General features: G+C 55.5%; 18 protein-coding genes. 10 read left to right on the top strand and 8 right to left on the bottom strand.

Annotated elements, in window-relative coordinates:
* Window positions 1-113: transposase (locus ACEQ15_RS01615; RefSeq protein ID WP_370277252.1), on the top strand; the 113-nt coding region annotated here is incomplete at its 5' end.
* A gap of 95 nt (window positions 114-208) precedes the next feature.
* Here the strand turns inward: ACEQ15_RS01615 and ACEQ15_RS01610 are convergent.
* Window positions 209-538: a phasin family protein gene (locus ACEQ15_RS01610; RefSeq protein ID WP_370277247.1), complete on the bottom strand. Its 330-nt coding sequence runs from the start codon at window positions 536-538 to the stop codon at window positions 209-211.
* Between the two features lie 118 nt (window positions 539-656).
* On the opposite strand from ACEQ15_RS01610, the gene gloA reads away from it, so the two are divergent.
* Window positions 657-1,040 (top strand): lactoylglutathione lyase, encoded by a 384-nt coding sequence (gene gloA, locus ACEQ15_RS01605; RefSeq protein WP_370277245.1) that lies wholly within the window; start codon window positions 657-659, stop codon window positions 1,038-1,040.
* A 76-nt stretch (window positions 1,041-1,116) separates the two neighbouring features.
* On the opposite strand, the gene ACEQ15_RS01600 is transcribed toward gloA, so the two are convergent.
* Genes ACEQ15_RS01600 through ACEQ15_RS01590 form a run of 3 tightly spaced genes read right to left on the bottom strand, consistent with a single transcriptional unit; the run spans window position 1,117 to window position 6,363 of the window.
* Window positions 1,117-2,472 (bottom strand): HlyD family type I secretion periplasmic adaptor subunit, encoded by a 1,356-nt coding sequence (locus tag ACEQ15_RS01600; protein ID WP_370277244.1) that lies wholly within the window; start codon window positions 2,470-2,472, stop codon window positions 1,117-1,119.
* The gene (locus ACEQ15_RS01595; protein ID WP_370277250.1) at window positions 2,459-4,654 is read right to left on the bottom strand and encodes a peptidase domain-containing ABC transporter; all 2,196 of its coding nucleotides are present in this window, start codon (window positions 4,652-4,654) and stop codon (window positions 2,459-2,461) included. The genes ACEQ15_RS01600 and ACEQ15_RS01595 overlap by 14 nt, the downstream gene beginning before the upstream one ends.
* Window positions 4,655-4,656: 2 nt before the next feature.
* Window positions 4,657-6,363: a peptidase domain-containing ABC transporter gene (locus ACEQ15_RS01590; protein ID WP_370277242.1), complete on the bottom strand. Its 1,707-nt coding sequence runs from the start codon at window positions 6,361-6,363 to the stop codon at window positions 4,657-4,659.
* A gap of 501 nt (window positions 6,364-6,864) precedes the next feature.
* Here ACEQ15_RS01590 and ACEQ15_RS01585 point away from each other — a divergent pair.
* The 3 genes from ACEQ15_RS01585 to ACEQ15_RS01575 all read left to right on the top strand — a co-directional run bounded on the left by ACEQ15_RS01585 (window position 6,865) and on the right by ACEQ15_RS01575 (window position 11,911).
* On the top strand, window positions 6,865-9,384 hold the full coding sequence (locus ACEQ15_RS01585) for a beta strand repeat-containing protein (RefSeq protein WP_370277241.1): 2,520 nt from the start codon (window positions 6,865-6,867) through the stop codon (window positions 9,382-9,384).
* 285 nt (window positions 9,385-9,669) lie between these two features.
* On the top strand, window positions 9,670-10,473 hold the full coding sequence (locus ACEQ15_RS01580) for a tetratricopeptide repeat protein (protein ID WP_370277240.1): 804 nt from the start codon (window positions 9,670-9,672) through the stop codon (window positions 10,471-10,473).
* 199 nt (window positions 10,474-10,672) lie between these two features.
* Window positions 10,673-11,911: a YeeE/YedE family protein gene (locus ACEQ15_RS01575; protein WP_370277239.1), complete on the top strand. Its 1,239-nt coding sequence runs from the start codon at window positions 10,673-10,675 to the stop codon at window positions 11,909-11,911.
* Here ACEQ15_RS01575 and ACEQ15_RS01570 read toward each other — a convergent pair whose 3' ends face one another.
* A complete protein-coding gene (locus ACEQ15_RS01570) occupies window positions 11,912-13,006 on the bottom strand; it encodes an exostosin family protein (protein ID WP_370277238.1) in 1,095 nt (364 codons plus the stop codon).
* 356 nt (window positions 13,007-13,362) lie between these two features.
* On the opposite strand from ACEQ15_RS01570, the gene ACEQ15_RS01565 reads away from it, so the two are divergent.
* Entirely contained in the window at window positions 13,363-13,830 is a 468-nt protein-coding gene (locus ACEQ15_RS01565; protein ID WP_370277237.1) for an RDD family protein, read from the top strand.
* A gap of 77 nt (window positions 13,831-13,907) precedes the next feature.
* On the opposite strand, the gene lptG is transcribed toward ACEQ15_RS01565, so the two are convergent.
* Window positions 13,908-14,978: an LPS export ABC transporter permease LptG gene (gene lptG, locus ACEQ15_RS01560; RefSeq protein WP_370277236.1), complete on the bottom strand. Its 1,071-nt coding sequence runs from the start codon at window positions 14,976-14,978 to the stop codon at window positions 13,908-13,910.
* Window positions 14,975-16,090 (bottom strand): LPS export ABC transporter permease LptF, encoded by a 1,116-nt coding sequence (lptF, locus tag ACEQ15_RS01555; RefSeq protein WP_370277235.1) that lies wholly within the window; start codon window positions 16,088-16,090, stop codon window positions 14,975-14,977. Before lptF ends, lptG begins: the two co-directional genes overlap by 4 nt.
* A gap of 246 nt (window positions 16,091-16,336) precedes the next feature.
* Between lptF and ACEQ15_RS01550 the strand changes: the two genes are divergently transcribed.
* Genes ACEQ15_RS01550 through ACEQ15_RS01540 form a run of 3 tightly spaced genes read left to right on the top strand, consistent with a single transcriptional unit; the run spans window position 16,337 to window position 18,841 of the window.
* Window positions 16,337-17,830 (top strand): leucyl aminopeptidase, encoded by a 1,494-nt coding sequence (locus ACEQ15_RS01550; protein ID WP_370277233.1) that lies wholly within the window; start codon window positions 16,337-16,339, stop codon window positions 17,828-17,830.
* Between the two features lies 1 nt (window position 17,831).
* Window positions 17,832-18,266: a DNA polymerase III subunit chi gene (locus ACEQ15_RS01545; RefSeq protein WP_370277232.1), complete on the top strand. Its 435-nt coding sequence runs from the start codon at window positions 17,832-17,834 to the stop codon at window positions 18,264-18,266.
* A 41-nt stretch (window positions 18,267-18,307) separates the two neighbouring features.
* Window positions 18,308-18,841: a serine acetyltransferase gene (locus ACEQ15_RS01540; RefSeq protein ID WP_370277231.1), complete on the top strand. Its 534-nt coding sequence runs from the start codon at window positions 18,308-18,310 to the stop codon at window positions 18,839-18,841.
* A 55-nt stretch (window positions 18,842-18,896) separates the two neighbouring features.
* Here ACEQ15_RS01540 and ACEQ15_RS01535 read toward each other — a convergent pair whose 3' ends face one another.
* Window positions 18,897-20,000 (bottom strand): hypothetical protein, encoded by a 1,104-nt coding sequence (locus tag ACEQ15_RS01535; protein ID WP_370277230.1) that lies wholly within the window; start codon window positions 19,998-20,000, stop codon window positions 18,897-18,899.
* Window positions 20,001-20,124: 124 nt separating this feature from the next.
* Here ACEQ15_RS01535 and ACEQ15_RS01530 point away from each other — a divergent pair, with 124 nt between their 5' ends.
* On the top strand, window positions 20,125-22,980 hold the full coding sequence (locus ACEQ15_RS01530; RefSeq protein WP_370277229.1) for a valine--tRNA ligase: 2,856 nt from the start codon (window positions 20,125-20,127) through the stop codon (window positions 22,978-22,980).
* Window positions 22,981-23,381: the final 401 nt, after the last annotated feature.

The raw sequence follows: 23,381 nt of genomic DNA, 5'->3' as shown, positions 1-23,381 counted from the left end.
TGGAGGGGATCAATAACAAGATCAAAGTAATCAAGCGTATGGCCTATGGTTATCGAGATACCGAGTACTTCTTCCTAAAGATAAAGGCGGCCTTCCCCGGTAATCGACGATGAACCTAAAAAAAGCCAGTGGCAGGACGCGACTGGCTTTTACTTCTGCAATCAGAGATCTGCGCAAGTGAGCGCATGAATCGATAGTGCGTGTTGTTTTACTTCTTGCTGGCAAACGCGTCGAAGGTATCCTGTGTCAGGCGCTCCATCTCGTCACGCGCATGGCCCAGCGCCTGCAGGTTATGCTCGCTGGCGTCTTTCAATGTTTCCTCCAGCTTCTTGGCATACTCTTTCTGCAGTTCCAGCAGCTCGGCCGGAGACTGGCATTTCTGCATCTCCTTGGTCTGCTCGATAGTGGCTTCAATGCAGGACTTGGTGCACGCCATCTGCTGACGGGTAAGCTCTTCCAGCATTTTTGTCTGGATGTTCACCAGATCTTTTATAGGTTCCATCGACTGATTAAACGTTTTGTTCAAATCTTGAAACATAACACCACCCTTCCCTTATCTCTTGTCAATCATCAGTCTCATACTGGTTATACTAAAACACTATGGCAGGGTCGATACAAACTTTCGACCAATGCACGATAACTAAGGAACAGACAACATGCGGATTCTTCATACAATGCTGCGGGTAACAGACCTGCAAAAGTCCATTTCGTTCTATACCGAGATCCTTGGCATGCGCCTGTTACGCCGTAAAGACTTCCCGGACGGCAAGTTCACCCTAGCGTTTCTGGGTTATGGTGATGAGTCGGAAAACACCGCATTGGAACTGACCCACAACTGGGAAACCAGTGCCTATGAGTTGGGCAACGCCTATGGTCATATCGCTATTGAAGTGGAAGATGTGTACGCGGCTTGTGATGCGATTAAAGCCAAGGGTGGGGAAGTGGTGCGCGAAGCAGGTCCAATGAAACACGGCAGTACCATCCTGGCCTTTGTGAAAGACCCGGACGGTTACATGATTGAGTTGCTGGGTGCGAAGTAAGGACCAACTCCGCAACAACCCAGAGAATCAGGGAGTGACACAACTGCCACTCCCTCAACTTTTCTCTTAACTTTGATTAGCGCTCGCGGAAGGCGTTGTCGAAACCGCGGGTAACTGGACGTAGCAGGTATTCCAAAATAGTTTTCTGGCCGGTCTGAATATCCGCGGTCAGCGTCATCCCTGGCAGCACATTCAGCTCACCCGGTTGCGCCCCCAGATAGGATTTCTCCATCTTGATCTCAGCGCGGTAGTAGGGCTGGTTCTCTTCATCCAAGTAGGTGGATGCCGAAATCTGACTGACCGTGCCTTCCAAAGAGCCAAAACGGGAGAAGTCGTAGCTGACAAACTTCAGCTTGGCGCGCTGCCCGGTATGTACGTGACCGATGTCCTGCGGCAGAATCTTCGCTTCCACAATCAGATCCTCATCCACCGGTACCAGCTGCATAATCACCTGCCCCGGCGCAATTACGCCGTTGGAGCCGGTTACACTCAGGCCCTGTACGATACCTGCAGCCGGTGAGCGCACTTCCTGACGCTCATCGCGTGCCTGCAGGCGGATCAGGGTACTTTCCACTTCCGCCAGTTCGCTGGTCACCTGACCTGCCTCCAGCTCGATATCGCGGTTAAATCGCGCGATCACGTCACGCTTACGCTGCTGAGTTTCCTTCAGGGCGTTTCGTGCTACGGCGATACCGTCTTCGGTCTGCAACAGCTCGTTTTCCACCTCAGCCACCTTCGCGCGGGCCGCCAATAGTTCCGATTTGGAGACCGAACCACGTACTACCGAAGCCTCACGGATCGATACCTGCTCGCGGTGGATCACCAGTTCTTTCTTGAGGGAAGCGGCCTGGTTACGTTGACGACGCAGTTCATCGCGGCGCTGCTGAATCTGGCTCTCAATCACCGCCATCTCGCTGGTGTGGCTGTTCACCTGCGCCAGGTAGATTGTGCGTTGACGTTCCAGCAGGTCACGGTACCCAGACGACACCTGCGGGAAGGATGGCGGGCGGCGATCGATCAGTGCTTTCAGGCGCTCTTCCTGCAACTGCAGGCTGATGCGGCGGCTCAACATCTGCTGCAATTCCGATTCCGATGTCGCCGGATCAAGACTGAGGATCAGTTGCCCTTTCTTCAGATAGTCGCCGTTGCGCACCAGCAGCTCGTTAACGATACCGCCCTCCAAGTGCTGCACTTCGTGGATCGATCCCACCGGCACAACTTCACCCTGCGCCAAGGCCACTTCGTTCACCTCGGTGAAGGCACTCCAGATGATCACGGCAATCAAAAACAGCATACCCACAAAGATCGACACCGGCACAATAAAGCGTGGCGTAGGTTCTTCCAGCTGGATCGCCTGCGCCAGAAAGCGCGCGCGGGCGCGGGGCAGTGTCGCGGTCTGCTCCGAGGTAAATACCTGCTTATTTTCCTTCACGAAGACCCCCTACCAATACCTGCAACGCCTTGTCCGGCTCACCAACAAACTTAGTCATTCCTTTTTCCAACACAATCACTTTATCCGCCAGACGAATATGGCTCGGCCGGTGCGTTACAACCAACACGGTTTTCTTACCTTTCAGCGCACGCAGCTGAGAGACCAGTTTCACATCCCCTTCGCGATCCAGCGCCGCGCCTGGCTCATCCAGGATCACCACCTGCGCCGAACAGACAAAGGCACGCGCCATGGAGATACCATGCACGAACCCCGGTGTCAGTCGCTGGGTACGCTCATCCCCGATCGGGGTATCAAATCCCTGGGGCAATGCCAGGATGTCATCCAGAATGCCTACGGCCCTGGCTACGTTGTGCAGATCCTCATCTGTCGCCAGAGCATCGTTCATACGGATGTTCTGGGCGATGGTGCCGTGGAATAGCTGAGCATTTTGCGGCACGTAGGCGATGGAACGACGCAGGTCGCGGGCGTTCATCTGGCGAAGATCCTGATCATCCAGGGTCAGGCTACCGGCCTGCGGTTTGTACATCCCGGCAATCAATTTCACCAGCGTTGACTTGCCCGAGCCGGTGTCGCCGGTAATCGCCACCATCTCACCCGGCTCAGCCAGCAGTGATACACCGGTCAGGGCTGGATCAGCACTTGGCGAGTAGCGGAAGCTGATGCGGTCGATCCCCACACGTCCCTTCAGGCCCGACAACAGTACAGAGGAAGCGCGGCTGTTTTTTTCCACATCCAGCTTCATCAACTGGTTGATCTGTTTCACCGCGGCCATGACCTGCTTAAAGCGACCAAAGCTAAGGAAGGTCTGCTGAATGGGCGACAGTACCTTGCTGATCAGCACCATAGTGGCGATCAGTGCACCTACGGTCATATCCCCAGCCATCACCGAGAACACCCCAATCACCAGCACCGCCAGACTACCAATCGCCACACCCGCCTGGGACACGGCATTGATCACCGCGCTGGCCGTAGCCGCTTTGTAGTTGGCGGTGGCAGATTCGGCGGAATACTCGCGGAAGCGATCCAGCCAGGATTGCTCGGCCGCGGCACCTTTAATTTCGCTACGCCCCGACAGGGACTGAATCAGAATCTTCTGCTTGTCGTTACGTGCCTGGCCGGTACGCAGCACACGCCCTGCACTGACCGGCAACCAGGCCAGACCAAACACCAAAAACAGAATCAGCATCACCACCGGCACCAGCGCAGCCCATCCAGCAATAACGGCGATCACCGCAATCATCAGCGGGATAAACGGCAGATCCAGCAGAGTAGAAGCGTTACTGCCGGTAAAGAAATCACGCACGCTATCAAACTGCTTCAGGCGGGCCAGCTGTGCCGCCATGGTGGAGCGCTCGGTCAGGATTGGCGGCAAACTGAGTATCTGCCGGAACGACTCTACCCCGATCAGGTAATCCATCCGCCCGGCCATGGTGCCCAGCAATTTACCCCGGTAGTAACGTAGCACCACATCGGACAGCAACAACAAGACGATGCCTGCAGCCATACTCGGCAGTGCATCCACCGATTCGGCCCCGATCACCTTGTCGTACACCATCATGATAAACAGCGGCACCGCCATAGCGATCACGTTGATCAGGAAGGTCATACCCAGCAGCCAGCCGAACAAACCGCGGAAACGGCCCAACAGCTGGTCGAACCACTCACCCGATGCCTTGGTCGATACCGTCTGGCCATGCGTGGTGTTGATATGAGTAAAGAGGTAGGCGCAGCCCTTGCGGTTATCCAGCTTGCCTACCACCTCTTTGTTCTCGGAGGCATCAAAGTAGCGTACCTGATCGCCTTCGGTCCCCAACAGCACCAGTGGCCGGTCCTCTTCATCTACAAACAGGCAGGGATAAAGCTCCGACGACAACTGATCCAGGCGCCCCTTGCGAGGCATGCTTTCGTAGCCCAGGCGCACCAGGATATTGCGCAGGTCCACCAGCTCCAGATAGTCGGAGAAGTGCGGCAACGCCTCGATCAGCTCACGGGCATAGTGGTTCCAGCCCAGGGAACGTAACAGTGGCAGCAAACAGGCGGCGTAGGGTGACTCGGACTGCAGGGTATCAAGGGTATCGGTGCGCAGCGCAGCAGTCAGAATCTCACTCAGCGCATCACTTTTCTGCTGTGTAACCGGCTGCTGTTCGTTGATCGTATCCATACTCACTCCGACACCTCCTGCTGAGCCGGTTGTTGTGCAGCTTGCTGGGCCTGGACCTCTTTGCGTCGCTGCAGCTGGATCAGCTCACCCTCACGCAGCTCGTACGCTTTATCACAGATACGCAGGAACGAAGGACGGTAGGAGACCACAATCAGAGTACGGTTGCCGCGAATACGCTGCAGCAGATTCAGCAGTTTGGCATCATTCTTCAGGTCGAAGTTGGCATTGGCGTCATCCAGGATCATGATGCGGGGATCACCCACCAACGAGCGCACCATCAGGATCTTCTGTTTCACGGCTTCGGACAGGGGATCAACCGCCGAGCCCCCCACCTGGGTATCCAGTCCGTCCGGCAGGCGGGCAATGATCTCATCCAAGCCGAGGTGGCGCGCCAGCGCCAGCGCCTGCTCGATCACCTCACCGGAGCGGAACAGGGTCATGTTCTCCAGAATGGTGCCTTCATAGAGGGTGCCGTACTGTCGCACGTAGCCGATATAGTGACGCAACGTCTCCGCGTCGTACTCCGACAGCGGTGTATCGTCAATTCGGATCTGGCCTTTTTCCGGTTTCAGCAGACCGGCCATCAACGCCAGCAGTGTACTCTTGCCCTCGCCGTTGCCACCGGTCAACGCGACAGCCCCGCCAGCAGGTACATCAAAGGAGACCCCCTTGAGCAGCCACTCCTCGGTTTCCGGGTAGCGGAACCAGACATCCTCCACCACCAGCTCACCACGAATCGGCTCGGCCGGGATATGTTCGCCACTCTGCTCCGGCGGCAGATCGTTCAGTTCCTCGGCCTGTTTCTTGGCAATTCGCACACTCTGTAGCTGCGTCCACAAGCCCATCGCTTTCAGCCCGGGCGCCAGTGCGCGTCCGGTCAGCATGGTCACGGCCGCCAACGCACCAACACTCAGCTCGCCATCGATCACAATCAACGAGCCAAAGGCCACCACCAGTACCATCGCCACCTGGGAAAAGGTACTGCCAACGCCCTGCACCACACTGTTGATATGTGCCAGTTGGTACACACCTTCAGCCGAGCGCTCCTGCAAGCGCTCGTAGCGCCGCATCATCAGCGATTCCATCGCCATCGATTTAATGGTGTGGATATTATTCAGGGATTCGATCAGGAAGTTCTGACGGTGCTGCTCGGTTTTGTGGTTCACCTCCAGCGCCTGCTCCAGTTTTTTACCCAGCACCACGGCCAGCAGGGCAAACAACACCATTAGTGCGGCCGGTATCAGCACCAGCTCACCGCCGATAAACCAGATCAGCGCCAGGAACAGGAATGCAAACGGCAGGTCGAGCAGCAATAACATCGACTGACCGGAAAAGAAACGCTGCAGATCTTCCACCGACTGCATGCGGGACAGGTAATACCCTTGCGAGTGCTGGTTATAGGCCAGTGAATCGGCATACAGCACACGGGAAAACACACTCATATTGGCCGAGTGTTCAAAGCGGGCGCCACTCCAGGCAAGGATCATCGAGCGCATAACCTTCAGTAGGATCTCCAGCAGAATCACCCCACCGATACCGGCCACAAGGATCGAAAACGTATCCAGCGCCTGGTTCGGGATAATACGGTCATACGCCTGCAACACCACGATAGGCATTGCCATCGCCAGCAGGTTTACTCCAAAGGACGCGAGAAGCACATCTATACGCAGCCAGTTGCGCGGCGTCTCTATCCCCACCTGATTCGACATATAAAACTCACTGCCTCCATTCGCAGCTATAACCCGTTGCCGACAAAGCCACGCGACAACCGGCCTACAATACTAACCTTTCACTCTTCGCTGTCCAGCTTATGCCGGATTTAAACAAGCACTATCGGCAGAAACCCTGAAAAAACGAGACCCAGGCCCGACATTCAAACAAAAACAACCAGAAGCCACCATTGACAGAAACGTGATCACTCTATAAATTCAAACAAAATCAAACAGCGCAAAGTCAACCAAAGCCCAACTAAATTAGCCTTCACGCTCATTTCATTAAAACAGGTTAATCCGGCTTCCCTCTGTTTATCGGGATCAGTAATATAAACAGCCGAAATACAACGTAGTTGCCATCAAGTAGCCTCTCAGGTTACCGATAAAGATTGTTTGACTGCGGTCAGTAACCAGCACTGCCGCATACCAGATAAGATAGAGACGGGCCGGGCAGTACTGTCCATCACCAACGCCTCCAGCGATCCAAAGGGTTGAACGATGTCGGACGCAAACTCGCAGGTACAGCACATAAACCTCAGCGGCACAGATACAGACGATCTGCTGCTGGGCAGCGATCAGGATGATCAGATCAACAGCGGCTCAGGCCAGGACACCATCTACGGGTTTGACGGTGACGACACCCTGCTGGCCGAAGATGGGGAGTTTCTCCTTGTAGCGGGCGCTGGCAACGACAGTGTAACCGTCAACGCCGGCGGTTCTGAAACCTACCTTGGCGAGGGCAACGACAGTTTCCGCGTCACCCAGTCGGCCTCCCTTGGCAGCCACTTTGTGGTCGCGGGTGATGGCAACGATCAGGTAACCACTGCAGCAGGTGATGACACGCTCCACGGTGGCGACGGCGATGACATTTTAGATGCCGGTGCTGGCAACGACACCCTGTACGGCGGCAATGGCAACGACACCCTGATCAGTTTGGAAGGCAACAACTACCTCAGCGGCGGTGAAGGTGACGACACCCTGCACGCGGGGCACGGCAACCACACCCTGATCGGTGGCAATGGCAACGATACTGTCTATCTACAATCCGGCGCCAGCCAGATCCTGCTCGGCGCGGGCGCTGACCACTTTGAAGTGCTTGATCGCACCGACACCAGCAACCAATTTGTTGCCGCCGACTACGGTAACGACACCGTCATCACCGGCGCTGGTAACGATGAAATTTACGGTGGCGAAGGCGACGACCGCATCGATAGCGGTGACGGCAACGACCTGATCAATAGTGGTGCCGGTGACGACACCATCAATGCCGGTAACGGCAACAACACCATCTACACCCACGGCGGCAACGACCGTGTGGTCGTTGGCAGCGGCAACAATATTGCCCACCTAGGCAGCGGCGACGACTACTTCAGTCTACTCGACCTGGCCCTTGCCGGTGACAACTACATCACCGCAGACGCCGGGCACGACACCGTCATCACCGGTCGCGGCAACGACACAATTTTTGGTGGTGAAGGCAACGACCTGATTGACGCCGGGGACGGCGATAACTACCTGAACAGCGGCGACGGCAATGACACGCTGATTGCCGGTATCGGCAACAACACCTTCATTGCAGGTGACGGCGACGACAGCGTGACGGTGACGTCCGGCACCAACGAAACCTACCTGGGGGCAGGCAACGACAGTTACCGTGTCCTCGACCTGACCTCTCTGGGCAGCCACTTTGTCGCCGCGGATTACGGCAATGACGAGGTAATTACCGCGGCCGGGGACGATACGGTATACGGCGGCGATGGCAATGATGTCATCAACGGCGGTGACGGTAATAACTACCTGCACGGTGGAAATGGCCACGACACCATCGTCGCAGGCAATGGCAACAACACACTGATTGCGGGCAGCGGTAACGACATCGTCAAAGCCGGTATAGGCAACAACGAAGTTTACCTGGGTGACGGCGACGACAGTTTTGAACTGATCTTGCCCGAACTGGGTGGTGATACCTTTGTCGCTGCGGATAACGGCGATGACCGTGTGATCACCGGTGCCGGTAACGACACCATTTATGGTGGCGCAGGCAACGACCACATCAACAGCGGCAACGGCAACGACACCCTCAACGGGGGCGATGGTGACGACACACTGATCGCAGGGCGCGGTACGTTTAACATTATCGCAGGCCAGGGCAACGACCGCGTTGAAGTAACGTCCGGTAGCAGCGAAACCTACCTGGGCAGCGGCAACGACCATTTCGAACTAATTGATCTAGCCAGCACCGGCAGCCACTTTGTTGTGGGTGGTGACGGCGAAGATTACGTCCGCACCGGCGCCGGGAATGACACCCTGTTTGGTGGTGATGACAACGATATTCTGATCGCAGGCGACGGTAATAACTACGTACATGGCGGCGCGGGCGACAACCAGCTGAGCTCCGGCAATGGCCACGATACGCTGTTCGGCGGTGCCGGTAACGACACTGTGACCACCACCGGTGGCAACAACGAAGTCCACCTTGGCGACGGCAATGACCGCTTCGAACTGCTCGACAGATCCAACCGCGGTGATAACTTTGTCACCACCGGATCCGGCGACGACGTTGTCATTACGGGTGCAGGCAACGACCAGCTATTCGGTGATTACGGCAACGACCAGCTGTTCAGCGGCAATGGCAACGATGTGTTGTACGGCGGCGCAGGCGATGACCAGATCCACGACGGTGCCGGCAACGATCTGCTCTATGGTGGGGAAGGTAATGATACCTTCTATGGCAGCACCGGTAATGACACCATCTACGCGGGCAGCGGCAACGACGTCTACATCGCTACCTTTGGCCAGGGCGACGATCACCTGCACGGTGGCGAAGGCTGGGTTGATACCATTCATATCGACACCAACGCCTTTGACACCTGGCAGCTGACGGTGGCGAACGAGGTCGTTGAGTTCAACCAGGCAGACCAGGCACTGGCCCTGAATCCCGACAGCATCGGCATCATCACCTTCGCCGACGGTTCAGAGCTCTCTTTCGACGGCATCGAGCAGATTACCTGGTCCTGATACCAAAAAATTTGGGCGGATCCCTGTTAGCCACCCCGCCCATCTCGCCTGATTTACATCAAAAAACAGCGGCAATCCAACAGCCATTACCCTGCCCCACTGCCTATTTTCTCGCATTTGCGGTAGAATCGCCGCAATATTAGGACCAGCTAAAATAGCATCGCCGCATAAAGGGCACAGATCGCACATTTTTGCGGCTGATCCTGTTCATTTTCTCATCAGGGCTGACGCCGTTATAATAGGCGCCAAATTTTCGATCCCAAACTAGCTATGGGCGACGTTTCGATGACCAAAAAAACGCTTCTTGCAGCAGCTCTGCTGCTTAGTTTAAACACCCCTGCACTTATGGCTGCCGATCTGGGCAAAGGTGCGCGTGCATTTGATACCCAGGATTACACCACTGCGCTGAAAGAGCTGGAGCCACTGGCGAAAGAAGGAAACGCTGATGCGACCAACATGCTGGGCCAGATGTACGAAAACGGCTGGGGCGTAACTAAAGACGTGGAACGCGCGAAACGCCTTTACACCCAAGGTGCAAACGTTGGCCATCTGGAAAGCGTTAACAGCCTACGCGCCCTGAAAAACAAGGAGTATCAGGTCGAGCTGAAAACCGTTGTACCTGCAGCTGAGTCCGGTGATGCCCATGCCATGAATCGTCTGGGCGAGATGAACGAATTCGGTTACGGCCTGAAGCGCAACCCGGTTGATGCCTTCAACTGGTACAGCAAAGCTGCAGAAGCGGGCCTGGTAGCAGCCCTGCACAACATCGGCCGTTCCTACAACTTCGGCACCGGCGTAGAGCAAAACTTCGCTGAAGCGGAGCGCTGGTACCTGGAAGCTGCGAAGAAAGGCCACACCGACGCCATGTTCTTCCTGGGCACCCTGTACTCCAACGAGCACGGCATGGACAAAAGCCAGGACAGCAACGTGATTGCATACGCCTGGATGCACAACGCCGCACAGCTGGGCAACGACACCGCCGAAGCGATTGAGCGTCGCCTGGTTATGAAACTGGACGACGACCAGATGCAGGCCGCTAAAGACCTGGCTGAAAGCTACCACAAACAGTACGTAGCCCCTTACAAGTAAGCCTTTGTAAGCAGACTAGCTCCGGAGCCACAGCCTTCTGCTGTGGCCCTTCCTCCCTCAATAAACACCCTTCTCATATCACAACGACCCGACAAATAAACCAGTCGCCACTATCTTTTGGTCAAATTATCACCACCTCATGCTCTGTGATAGAATGCCGCCCCATTCCTATAAGCCAGCGTTCTATGCCGATAATCACATGAACAGTGTGGATACCCTCGTACCCGAAGCACCAACGACCAAGTCGCTTGAGTCCAAAATCATACTGATCTTCTCCCTGCTCCTACTGGGCGGTGGCATGCTGTGGTTGCAGCAGGAGGTCAGCAACAGCCAAGCCCTACTGCTACTGGTTGGCGCCCTGCTGGGTCTGACGCTCTACCATGCAGCATTTGGCTTCACCACCGCCTGGCGCAACTTTATTCTTAACCGTCGCGGCAAAGGCCTGAGGGCCCAGATGATCATGTTGAGTGTAGGTGTCTGCCTGTTTTTCCCGGCACTGGCGGCGGGCGAGCTGTTTGGTGAAGAGGTACGAGGTTTTGTCCGACCACTGGGCTGGTCAGTTCTGGTTGGCGCCTTTATTTTTGGCATCGGCATGCAACTTGGTAATGGCTGTGCCTCGGGCAATCTCTACCATGTGGGAGGTGGCCAACTGCGCGCTGTGCCAAGCATGATCGGTTTTAGCATCGGCGCACTCTGGGCGACCAAAGACTACGAGTGGTGGACAAACCTGCCTCAGCTGGCGCCGATCTCTCTGGTAGACGAATTTGGCGCCGCCTCCGCCATCATGATGAATCTGGCGGTATTTACAGCGGTGGCATGGCTGACAATCTGGCTGGAAAAACGCTACCACGGTAACGTGGAGAAAGATGATGCTGGCAGCGACCTCGGTCTTGCCGGGCGTCTGCTGTCCGGCCCCTGGCCTTTTATCTGGGGTGCAGTCGCCTTGGCCGTACTCAACTTTGTCACGCTGGTAATGACCGGCTCTCCTTGGGCCGTTGCAGTAGCTTATCCACTCTGGGGTGCCAAGGTGGCCATGTTGCTGGAGCTGGAACTGGAGCTGGATTTCTGGACCTACTGGCTACAACCGGGGCGTGAAATGGCGCTGGGTGAACCGCTGCAGTACGACACCTTCTCGGTGATCAATATCGGTGTGGTACTGGGAGCATTCCTTGCAGCTGCGCTGGCCGGAAAGTTCTCTCTGCAGTGGCGCCTGCCTTTACGCCACTGGCTGGCTGCCATTTTGGGCGGTCTGATGCTGGGTTACGGCGCAACCATCGCCTTCGGCTGCAATATCGGCGCCTTCTTTGGCGGTATCGTTTCCGGCAGTTTACACGGCTGGCTGTGGCTGGTTGCTGCCTTTGTCGGCAGCCTGCTGGGCACCCGGCTGCGCCCATTGTTTGCCCTGCCCAACGAAAGCAATGCCCGGGGCAGTTGCTAGTTAGCTCTGGAAGAAACGGAAAAAATTACCAAAAAAGCCCTCGGGGGAGAGCCACGTCTGCCACAAACGACGGTTCTCTTCTTGTAATTCCTTAAACTGTGCTGGCGTGATTCTTTCGTGAAACTCCGCCACGATCTCCGGCAAAAGGTCGATATCGCGCTCTGACACCCAGATCGCATGCTGCTTCCAATCAATCAGATCATCGAACGGTAACGCAATATCAGTATCGATGATGATAGGTATGCGCCCCAATGACAGGGTTTCATATAAACGGTAGGAATAATTTCCAGATCCACGACAACAGAGAACGTAGTCGGACTCAAGTACATTGCCGATGAACTCTTCTCTCAGCTTTACCTTACTGTTGGTATCATCCGCACCAATAAAGAGATTCTGATCACGAACGATAAAGCTACTTTTAACCAAAGAGCTATCAGTCACCGTTCTCAATATCCTGCTGCGTAGGTTTTCCCCCTTCGCAGGCACAACATCGGTATGCCCGAGGCGCATGAGTGTATCGATCTGATAAACCACAGACTTGATATGCGAGGTGATATTGGGAGGATTGGCAAGACCACAAAAGCTAACCACCGGAACCGGGCTTTTTTCGCGCAGAACCGGCTCATTGCTCAAGTAACTCGCAACAAAGTCTTCCACGAAAGCAGGAAAGGCAAAGCACGATTTGCTTTCTGCACGGGACTTGTAAGCGCTCTGTCTAAAGAGCGTTGCATTATCGAGCGGAATCTTTTCGCAGGAACGGTCCCCCGAAAAGAACGCTGAGATCGGTTTACCGCTGCCCTCCACACTTCGGTAGAGCTCGATAAACCGCCTTTTAGCCTCCTGATCGTCACGCTCTCTCCAACTAAACCCGCGCACCCAGCACCAGTCGAAGGGAAAGATAACAATATCGGCCTGATTGGCTGGGGCCAACTCAAAATAGTTCTCAGCGTTGTTTATGTAGTTTGCAAAGACACTCCCTTGGCTCCAGGGGAACGTCTTATCAAGAGGAGGCAAGTCATAAAACGGACGCAACAGAGGTACGATCGGCCGTCCCTCATTCTGGATAATATCCGGTACGTGAACAAGCAGCTTCAATTTACAACAATCCCTTATCTATCCGTAAAACGACTTATTTGTCTTTTCCCTAAGACATCGTGTCTGCAGGAGAATACCATCATAAATCCAGTTCTACTCTCATAAATTGAGTTAACGACCTTTGCGCTTCCCTGATGCGCCAGACAACCAGATAGCACGACGATGGTTATCCATTCGCGTAAAATTAGAACATTTCTTGCCTGAACTTAAAACAACGGTTTGAAACTCGAACCCTACACGGATCAAAACCTTCAGCTTTGTAAGCCATGACCGTCCCGCCTTAGAATCCGGATTCCTACTTATTACAGCACAACCCTGCTAGAATCTGCGTTTTCCACCGTCAATAGAAATCTCATATGCAACGTCGTCGTTTTCCCGAAACCTTTGATCAGGTAAAAACAGCCCCACCTCTCAAGCGTCTCGGCGCACTGCTGTACGATTTTATGATCTTTGTGGCGTTGGTGATGGTGCTCACCGGCATCCTTATGCTGATCAACAACGAAGCGTTGGTACAAAACGTAGCGGTCTTTCGCTCTATTCTGTTTGTGGTTTTGTTCGCATTTTATTCTTTCTTCTGGATCCGCACCGGCCAAACACTGGGTATGCTGGCCTGGCGTGTGCGCGTACAAACCCCTGAGGGCGAACACATCAGCCTGACGCAGGCCCTGATTCGATTCCTCGTTGCAGGTATCTCGTTTGGCTGTGCAGGACTCGGCTACCTCTGGATGTTCATCAACCGGGAAAAAATGGCGTGGCCGGATCTGGCTTCAGGCACCTGCGTTGTTGAACTGCCAAAGCCAGATAAAAAGAAGGCCAAGAAGTAAGAGCCCTAGCTTAATAAATACAAAAAAGGCGACCTGATTTCAGCGTCGCCTTTTTAGTGCTTTTATGTGATCGGGTATTACCCGGCCCTACGAAGTAAGCGCCAACCAATCAGGAAGCTAGCCATAATCGGCAACAGCACACCCGCCAACGGTGGCAGTCCATAGACCGTACTGGCAGGCCCCAGCAGGTCCTGTAACAGCTTAAATACCAGCCCCACAATTACACCCGCGATCAGACGCTGGCCAACAGTTACGCTACGCAGCGGACCAAAGATGAAGGACACCGCTACCAGCACCAAGCCGGTAATCGCCAGCGGTTGCAGTACCTTGCTCCAGAACGCCACCTGGTAATCTGCCGCAGACAATCCCTGCTCATCCAGATAACCACTGTAGGCATGCAAACCGGTAATCGACAGGTTACGTGGTTCCATAATCAGTGTCGTCAGCAGAGACGGGGTCATGCCGGAAGCCCACTGCTCACTCTTTTGACGCACGACACGGGTACTATTACCCAGGAATTCCGTATCCACGATGTTGCTTAACGCCCAACCCTCACCGGTATACACGCCGGTTTTGGCATAACTGGAGCGCGCCAGTTTCCAGTCCTCGTCAAATTGGTAGCGGGTCAGGCCAAACAGCTCACCGTTCGGAGATATGGCGCTTACGTACAGGAAGGTATTACCCTCCCGGTGCCACACCCCCTGCTCCAGAGTCGATGCACCACGACGTCCGTTGGCTACTTCAATAGTACGGAAGCTCTGCGCCTCCTGTTCGGTTTTAGGTACCACGTACTCACCCAACGCCAACGCCAGGAAAATGATTACCATCACCGGTTTCATTACCGCGGTGATAATGCGCAATGTAGATACACCCGCAGCACGCATCACGGTCAGCTCTGAGGTGGTCGCCAGGGTACCCAAGCCCAGCAAACAGCCAATCAGGCTACAAAGTGGAATATGTTCGTAGATTCGACGCGGTGCGGTCATCATCACGTAGTAGAGCGCGTCGTTAAACTGGTAGCCCTCATTCAGATCCGGCAGCTGATCCACCAGCGCGAACAACAGGTCCAGGCCCACAATCACCAGCATCACGACAAAGATCGCACCCAGCACATGGCGGGTAATATAGAGATCAATGCGGTTCATCATGCAGCACCTCCTTTACGACGCAGGCGCGGCATCGGAATACTGTCAAACAGTTTGCTCCAGAAACGCCCCGCGAACAGAAGGTTCAACGCAATCGCCAAGAAAACCAGATGCACTGCGTACAGGGCAAACACATCCGCTTTACCATCTTCAATCTTGCTACGTGCCGTACTTAGCAACATCAGATACATTAGATAGAGGATGATCGACGGCAGCATCTTAGCATAACGCCCCTGACGCGGGTTCACCTGACTCAGCGGCACCGCCAGCAAGGTCACCACCAGCGCCAGAATCGGCAAAGAGAAGCGCCAGTGTAACTGGGCCTGATCCACTCGGTGGTCAGATGCCAGCAGTTCTGCGGTAGGTTTGGCCGAAGCCTTGGTCACACCCGAGACAATTTCAGGCGGGTTCAGGCGCACACCGTACTCACCAAAGGTCGTTTCAGTGAAGTCTGCCTGGCCCGGGCGGCCTTCATAGCGCACACCTTTCTGCAGCACCAGAAACTCCTGGCCGGTCTCACCTGCACTGCTTTTCTCACCGGTTTCGGCAACCACAATCGCAGGCACACCTTTGGCGGTACGCTCCATCAGAAATACACGACCCAAGGTACCATCATCACCGATATGATCGGTGTAGGAAACACGACGGCTTTTGCCGGTATGAGTCTGAAAACGCCCAACGGTCAGGCTTTCCAGTTGGCTGCGGGATTTCTGTTCATCAAAGATACGCACCGTCTCAGCTGCACCCATCGGTGATACCCACAGGCTTAACAGGGCAACAATGGCAGCGGCAAGCGCGGCAGGGCCCATGGCGTAACCCACCAGCCGTTTCTGGCTGATACCACAGGCGTTTAATACCACCATCTCACTCTCGAGGTAGAGTCGGCCATACCCCAGCAATATCCCCAGGAACAATCCGAGCGGCAGGATCAGCTCGAGGAAGCCCGGAATACGGTAGGCCATGATCTCAAAAAGAACGTCCGCGGCGAGGTCACCGGAAGCAGCTTCAGAGAGGTACTTAATAAAACGTCCGCTGACCAGAATCAGCAATAAAACACCGGTCACGGCCACAGTGCTGTGCAACACTTCCCGTGCCAAATATCGAAAAACGATCACTTCCGCTACTCTGTTACGAACTGAAAATGGTTTATAGTGGGCCGATAATTATCCTTTAATCTGTACCCAATGTCTTGCTCAGAGATCTGTAATCACCTGATAGATGACAGATAAGCGGACAAAACAGTTCCGGAGCGGGTTCCCAGCAGGTTGTGAACCTCTTTCGATGATCTTCCGTAACACAGGATCCGGAACCGATTGGGCGATACAGAATCATATTCAGCCGTCTGTTTTAATGGAGTCAGCATGGATTTTGAAATTGTTAATGGCGATGTAGCCAGCTGTGAAACCGAGTGTCTGGTAGTTGGCATTGAAGCCGACAGTCAGTTGTCCCCGTCTGCGCAAGCATTGGACACGGCCGCTCAGGGTTACATCAGCGATATTGTTGGCGGCGGTGATATTCAGGGTAAAACCGCAGAAACCCTGCTGCTGCAAAAGGTACCGGGGGTTAGCGCTCGCCGTGTCCTGCTGGTTGGCCTGGGTGCAAGCGACGAGCGTAACGACCGCAGCTACCGCAAGATCGTCAAAGCAGCGATGGGTGCGATCAAAGGTGTACGTGCTGAAAGCGCAGTCTTCTCTTTGGACGGCCTGGGCAGCAACGATGACGACCAGTACCGTCAGCTGCGCCACCTGATCGAATGGGCCGGTGCCGAGCTGTACATCTACGACGAAACCAAGAGCAAAAAAGCCGATCCACTGGCACTGAACAAGCTGGCGATCCTGCTGAGCGAAGACGACACCGAGCTGGGCGAATACGCGCTGCTGGACGGTGTAGCCCTGATCAACGGCATCAGCACCGCACGAGACCTGGGCAACCTGCCGGGTAACATCTGCACCCCGACCTACCTGGCGGAGCAGGCAATTGCCCTGGCTGACGAACATGAAGCCCTGGAAACCACCATCCTCGACGAAGACGAGATGCGTCAGTTGGGCATGCACTCTCTGCTGTCTGTGGGTAACGGCAGCGACCAGCCATCCAAGCTGATCGTGATGCACTACAAAGGTGGCTCCGAAGAGGACAAAAACCACGTCCTGGTCGGTAAAGGTATCACCTTTGATACCGGCGGCATCAGCCTGAAACCAGGCGCATCCATGGACGAGATGAAGTTCGACATGTGTGGTGCTGCGTCCGTATTTGGTGCCATGACCGCTCTGTGCGAGATGAATCTGGAGCTGAACGTTGTGGGTATCGTTGCGGCAGCGGAGAACATGCCAAGCGGTCGTGCGACTAAACCGGGCGACATCGTCACCACCATGTCCGGCCAGACCGTTGAGATCCTCAACACCGACGCGGAAGGTCGACTGGTCCTGTGTGATGCCCTGACCTACGCCGAGCGTTTCGAACCGGAAACCGTGGTTGACGTCGCCACCCTGACCGGTGCCTGCATCGTAGCCCTGGGTCACCAGGCAACCGGCCTGCTGAGTAACGACGACACCCTGGCCAACGACCTGCTGGAAGCAGGCAATCAGGCCGCTGACAAGGCATGGCGTCTGCCACTGTGGGACGAATACCAGGAACAGCTGGATTCCAACTTCGCCGATATCGCCAACATCGGTGGACCACCAGCGGGTACTATCACTGCGGCGTGCTTCCTGTCCCGCTTCACCAAGAGCTACCGCTGGGCGCACCTGGATATCGCCGGTGTAGCCTGGAACAGCAAAGGGAAAGAGAAAGGTGCAACCGGCCGCTGTGTACCGCTGCTGACCCAACACCTGCTGAACCTGGCGGCTGAAGACTGATATGACTGAAGCGGACTTCTACGTCCTGCCGGCCTCCGATCCGGAGGCCCGTGCCCTCTTCCTGTGCCGACTGTGTGATCGCGTGCTCGGCACTGGAAAGCAGATGCATATCCACTGCACCAGTGAAGAGGAAGCGGCCCATCTCGACCAGCTGCTATGGGAGCACAAACCCGAAGCGTTTCTGCCCCACGCCATGATCGGTGCCGATACCCCGGCCCCGATCACGCTGGGTTGGGCGGATCAGCGTCCGGACCATCAACAAGTTTTTGTAAACATGGCACTGGATCTGCCGGAAGATGCGCTGAAATATGAGCGAATTCTGGAAATCGTGGTTCAGGAACCTTCCATTCTGCAGGCAACCCGTAACAATTACCGGCTGTATCAGGACAAAGGCATTGTCGCCCGCATGAACGACATGCGAAAAAAGAGCCGTTAATTCGCAATTCCTGAAAGCAGCAAACGCGAAGGGATTTATTAATGACACAGGTTACTTACCAGCAGACCCGCAACAACATACGTGCAGACAAAGCGCGCTACGGAACCTGGCGACATGCTGGATTCTGGGTCACGTTCTGTTATCGCGTGCGCCGCCTGCGCAAGTTTGGCGGAGGGTTGTGGAAACTGTTGCTGCCTCTGGACATTCTCCTGGAGCTCAGCCGTATGTTGGTCTCCGACACCAAGATCCCTTCCAGCATGGACGTGGGTGCCGGCCTCTACCTACCCCATCCCACCGGAGTAGTAATCAACGACAGCGCGGTGATTGGCGCCAACGTTAACCTGTTCCAGCAGGTGACCCTTGGGGAGTGGCACGGCAAGTCACCGGTGCTGGAAGACGGCTGTGAACTCTTTGCCGGCGCCCGCGCCTTTGGCGATGTGCGGATCGGCAGCGGTGCCAAGATCGGTGCCAACACCATCATCCAGAAGGATGTACCGGCCAACTACGTGGCCTACACGGACGCCACTAAGATGCGCCCACGCCTGGATGTCCAGCCAGACCGGGAAGCTGGCTAAGCCAGACAGCTACACGACTCCGTTTGATGCACACCTGCGGAGTCGCTTTTAATCGCTAGCCTTTCACCTGATGCTGGCGGGTTTCGTCGATCAGGTATTTCAGCCATTTCAGATACGGCGTACCACCGGTACCCTGCGAGTCATTACAGCGCCGCGCGATGTACTTGATCGCCCAGTGGTAATGCACCTCTCGGAACTCTGCCATCTGTTCCAGCACCTGGTTAAACCGCTCTCGTGAAGCCACCGGCCGTACATCCGGCATCGCCTGCACCGCATCCAGCCAGATCACATGCTCCTTCGGCATGTAGTGGCGCATGTCGTTCAGGTGACTGATTAACCGGTTGGGCTGATGAGGAATCTTCATAAAGTCCACCAGCGTCGGCATCACTGAACTCTGCGCGCCGGTTTCACCACGAAAGTTTACCGTCTGCCCCATCGACTCGTAGGTCACATCCTGGAACTGCTGGATATAGGGACGGAAGCGGCTGAAGTAGAGTTCGTCTGACATCTTCTCAGGGATACGCAGCAGCACCTGCAGGATGTTCTCCATCGCCGCCGAGATCTGCTCCAGACACTTATCCACAGCCTGCTGCTCGCCAAAGCTGTTTTCCTCTTCCAGTGTCAGGATTGCATCGATGATGCGTGCAGCATGGGCTTCGATCTCCACGTGCACCAGGATAAACCAGTGCTCATCGTACAGATGCACAAAGTTCTGAAGGGTATCGATATTGCCCAGCTCAATCCCCCGTTCCGGATCAAAGCGCTTCCAGTTAAACAATGCATAACCGTCGTAGCTCAGGATCGGCGGGCGCCCCAGCAGATCAGTGATTCTGCACAGGGGCCGGGCAATATTGGCAGGCAAAGAGTGGGTAACCGGCTGACCGATCTGGTTGATGTAACCCGAGGCGATAAACCCCAGACGCATGTAATACAAGCGCGCCTGCGGCAGCAAGGCCGGTGGTATATTCGGATGGGGCCATTCCGGCAGGGTCTGGCCACGCAGGTAGGATCTGAACTCGGGTTCCAGCAGCAAACTGGGCAGATCGTTACCGATAGTATCGATAATTTCGTACTTCTCACCCAGGGTTAACCGGGTATCCGGATCCTCCGCAGGCAGAAAACCACGCTCGCGAAGGCAGTTGCGAAGGTAATCATGCATAAGGATTTTCCCCCTTCTGCTCGATTTCGATGTTAGACCGCAAACTCAGCCCTACATTCCATCGCTCGCAATCTGTATAATTTGCCGATTCATTTGAACGTTTATTAGAAGAAGCCAGAATCTAATGGAAACAACCTACCAGCCACACGAGATTGAGAAATCCTGGTACCAGACCTGGGAAGAGAATAATTACTTCGCTCCTTCCGGCGAAGGTGACTCCTACTGCATCATGATTCCGCCGCCGAACGTCACCGGCAGCCTGCACATGGGTCACGCTTTCCAGCACACCATCATGGATGCTCTCACCCGCTACAAACGTATGCAGGGTAAGAACACGCTGTGGCAGGTCGGTACCGACCACGCCGGTATCGCAACCCAGATGGTGGTCGAGCGTAAACTGGCTGCCGAACAGCAGAAATCCCGTCACGATCTGGGCCGCGACGCCTTCATCGAAAAGATCTGGGAGTGGAAAGAACAGTCCGGCGGCACCATTACCCGCCAGATGCGCCGCCTGGGTAACTCCGTAGACTGGCCGACCGAACGTTTCACCATGGACTCCGGTTTCTACAACGCCGTACAGGAAGTATTTATTCGTCTGTACGACGAAGGCCTGGTTTACCGCGGCAAGCGCCTGGTTAACTGGGACCCGAAACTGCACACCGCCATCTCTGACCTGGAAGTTGAGAACAAAGAGGTCAAAGGTAAGATGTGGTACCTGCGCTATCCTCTGGCAGATGGCGTCAAGACTGCAGCAGGCGAAGATCACATCGTCGTCGGCACCACCCGTCCGGAAACCATGCTGGGTGATACCGGTGTTGCAGTTAACCCGGAAGATGAGCGTTACAAAGACCTGATCGGCAAAGAGATCATCCTGCCGCTGGTTGGCCGTCGTATCCCTATCGTAGGCGACGAGCACGCCGACATGGAGAAAGGTACCGGTTGCGTGAAGATCACCCCGGCACACGACTTCAACGATAACGAAGTGGGCAAGCGCTGCGGCCTGCCGATGATCAACGTGCTGACCTTCAACGCCGACATCCGCGACGAAGCAGAAGCGTTCAACACCGACGGCACCCCGAACAACGAGATCGACACCACCCTGCCGGAGAAATACCGCGGCATGGAACGTTTCGCGGCACGCCGTGAAATCGTGGCAGACTTCGAAGAAGCCGGCCTGCTGGTGAAGATCGAAGAGAACGACATGACCGTTCCGTACGGCGACCGTGGCGGCGTGGTGATCGAGCCGATGCTGACCGACCAGTGGTTCTGCGACGCCAAGACCCTGGCCAAGCCTGCGGTTGAAGCGGTTGAAAACGGCGACATCAAATTTGTACCGCAGCAGTACGAGAACATGTACAACGCCTGGATGCGCGACATCCAGGACTGGTGTATCTCCCGTCAGCTGTGGTGGGGTCACCGCATCCCGGCGTTCTACGACAACGAAGGCAACGTATACGTAGCCAACGACAAAGACGCTGCACGCGAGAAATACGGTCTGGATCTGGAAACCGAACTGCGCCAGGACGACGACGTACTGGATACCTGGTTCAGCTCCGCGCTGTGGACCTTCGGCACCCTGGGCTGGCCGGAAGCGACCGAGCGTCTGAAGACCTTCCACCCGACCGATGTACTGGTAACCGGTTTCGACATCATCTTCTTCTGGGTGGCGCGCATGATCATGATGACCATGCACTTCATGAAAGACGAAGACGGCAAACCACAGGTACCGTTCAAAACCGTTTACGTAACCGGCCTGATCCGTGACGAAAGCGGCGACAAGATGTCCAAGTCCAAGGGTAATGTTCTGGACCCACTGGACATGATCGACGGCATCGATCTGCCTGCCCTGCTGGACAAGCGTTGCGGCAACATGATGCAGCCGCAGCTGGCAGCGAAGATCGGCAAGCGTACCGAAAAAGAGTTCCCGGAAGGGATTGCCGCACACGGTACCGACGCCCTGCGTTTCACCCTGGCAGCACTGGCCTCCACCGGCCGTGACATCAACTGGGACATGAAGCGTCTGGAAGGTTACCGTAACTTCTGTAACAAGATCTGGAACGCCGCCCGTTACGTGCAGATGAACACCGACGGTGAAGACTGCGGTCAGAACGGCGGTGACGTAGAGCTGTCTCTGGCGGATCGCTGGATCGAGAGCAAGCTGCAGAGCGTACAGACCACGGTGAACAAGCACTTCGAAGAATACCGCTTCGATATGGCATCCCAGGCCCTGTACGACTTCGTATGGAACGACTACTGCGCATGGTACCTGGAGCTGTCCAAGCCGGTACTGTGGGACGACAACGCGTCCGCTGAAGCCAAGCGCGGCACCCGTCGCACCCTGGTGCGCGTACTGGAAGCGATCATGCGTCTGCTGCACCCAATCATGCCGTACATCACCGAAGAGATCTGGCAGTCCATCAAGGAACTGGCAGGTGTTGAAGGTGACACCATCATGCTGCAGGCCTACCCGGAAGCAGATGCGTCCAAGCACGATACAGACGCAGAAGCGGAAGTTGAGTGGCTGCAGGCGATCATCACTGGTATCCGCAACATCCGTGGTGAAATGGGTATCTCCCCGGCGAAGGACCTGGACGTACTGTTCAAGAACGGCAGCGCCGGCGACAAAGCCCGTCTGGAGCGCAACGAAGTGTTCCTGTCCAAGCTGGCGTCCCTGGGTTCCATCACCTGGCTGAACGAAGGCGACGAAGCACCAATGTCTGCGACTCAGTTGGCCGGTGAGATGGAAGTTCTGGTACCGATGGCAGGCCTGATCGACAAAGACGCCGAACTGGCCCGTCTGCAGAAGTCCCTGGACAAGCTGAAGAAAGAGATCGGTCGCTTCGAAGGCAAGCTGAGCAACGAACGTTTTGTGGCAAACGCGCCGGAAGACGTCATTGCCAAAGAGCGTGAGAAACTGGCAGATGCCCAGTCCTCTTACGACAAGCTGGCTGAGCAGTATGCGAAAATTGAGGCGCTGTAAGGTTTTTGACCTTACGCCCTGAATTGAAAAAGCCCGCGTAATAGCGGGCTTTGTTGTGTCTAGCGATCAGGCTTTGTAGCAGCGGTCTTTTATGCCCTTTGGGTGCCGACCGCGACATACCCACGGTCTTCCTGTAGCAGCGCGCTCCGAGCGCGACAAACCTCGATATTTAGATTACCGACTCGTTTCCATGCTCCGCGTTGATTTGGGTATCGAGGGTCTTCCATGAATCCATGGTCAAGGGGAACACGCGTTCCCCTTAACGATCCCCCGCGCCCCTACTACTTGCCGGACTTCGTCCGGTTCCCTGCGCGCTTCACAATCAATCGACGCTGCGGAACTCGGCCTCCGGCCTCAAACAGTCCTCGCGTTTATTCGATAGATTGCTGCAGTGCTCGGCG

Source organism: Pontibacterium sp., assembly GCF_964228735.1.
Lineage (GTDB): Bacteria > Pseudomonadota > Gammaproteobacteria > Pseudomonadales > Balneatricaceae > Pontibacterium.
The sequence above is the reverse complement of the archived record's forward strand: the minus strand, read 5'-3'. Positions and strand labels throughout refer to the sequence as shown.

What these genes read in the sequence shown, in the direction of transcription:
- ACEQ15_RS01610 (WP_370277247.1), bottom strand. Translation starts at nt 538, where the DNA reads ATGTTTCAAGATTTGAACAAAACGTTTAATCAGTCGATGGAACCTATA.
- gloA (WP_370277245.1), top strand. Translation starts at nt 657, where the DNA reads ATGCGGATTCTTCATACAATGCTGCGGGTAACAGACCTGCAAAAGTCC.
- ACEQ15_RS01595 (WP_370277250.1), bottom strand. Translation starts at nt 4,654, where the DNA reads ATGGATACGATCAACGAACAGCAGCCGGTTACACAGCAGAAAAGTGAT.
- ACEQ15_RS01590 (WP_370277242.1), bottom strand. Translation starts at nt 6,363, where the DNA reads ATGTCGAATCAGGTGGGGATAGAGACGCCGCGCAACTGGCTGCGTATA.
- ACEQ15_RS01585 (WP_370277241.1), top strand. Translation starts at nt 6,865, where the DNA reads ATGTCGGACGCAAACTCGCAGGTACAGCACATAAACCTCAGCGGCACA.
- ACEQ15_RS01580 (WP_370277240.1), top strand. Translation starts at nt 9,670, where the DNA reads ATGACCAAAAAAACGCTTCTTGCAGCAGCTCTGCTGCTTAGTTTAAAC.
- ACEQ15_RS01575 (WP_370277239.1), top strand. Translation starts at nt 10,673, where the DNA reads ATGAACAGTGTGGATACCCTCGTACCCGAAGCACCAACGACCAAGTCG.
- ACEQ15_RS01565 (WP_370277237.1), top strand. Translation starts at nt 13,363, where the DNA reads ATGCAACGTCGTCGTTTTCCCGAAACCTTTGATCAGGTAAAAACAGCC.
- lptG (WP_370277236.1), bottom strand. Translation starts at nt 14,978, where the DNA reads ATGATGAACCGCATTGATCTCTATATTACCCGCCATGTGCTGGGTGCG.
- ACEQ15_RS01550 (WP_370277233.1), top strand. Translation starts at nt 16,337, where the DNA reads ATGGATTTTGAAATTGTTAATGGCGATGTAGCCAGCTGTGAAACCGAG.
- ACEQ15_RS01545 (WP_370277232.1), top strand. Translation starts at nt 17,832, where the DNA reads ATGACTGAAGCGGACTTCTACGTCCTGCCGGCCTCCGATCCGGAGGCC.
- ACEQ15_RS01540 (WP_370277231.1), top strand. Translation starts at nt 18,308, where the DNA reads ATGACACAGGTTACTTACCAGCAGACCCGCAACAACATACGTGCAGAC.
- ACEQ15_RS01535 (WP_370277230.1), bottom strand. Translation starts at nt 20,000, where the DNA reads ATGCATGATTACCTTCGCAACTGCCTTCGCGAGCGTGGTTTTCTGCCT.
- ACEQ15_RS01530 (WP_370277229.1), top strand. Translation starts at nt 20,125, where the DNA reads ATGGAAACAACCTACCAGCCACACGAGATTGAGAAATCCTGGTACCAG.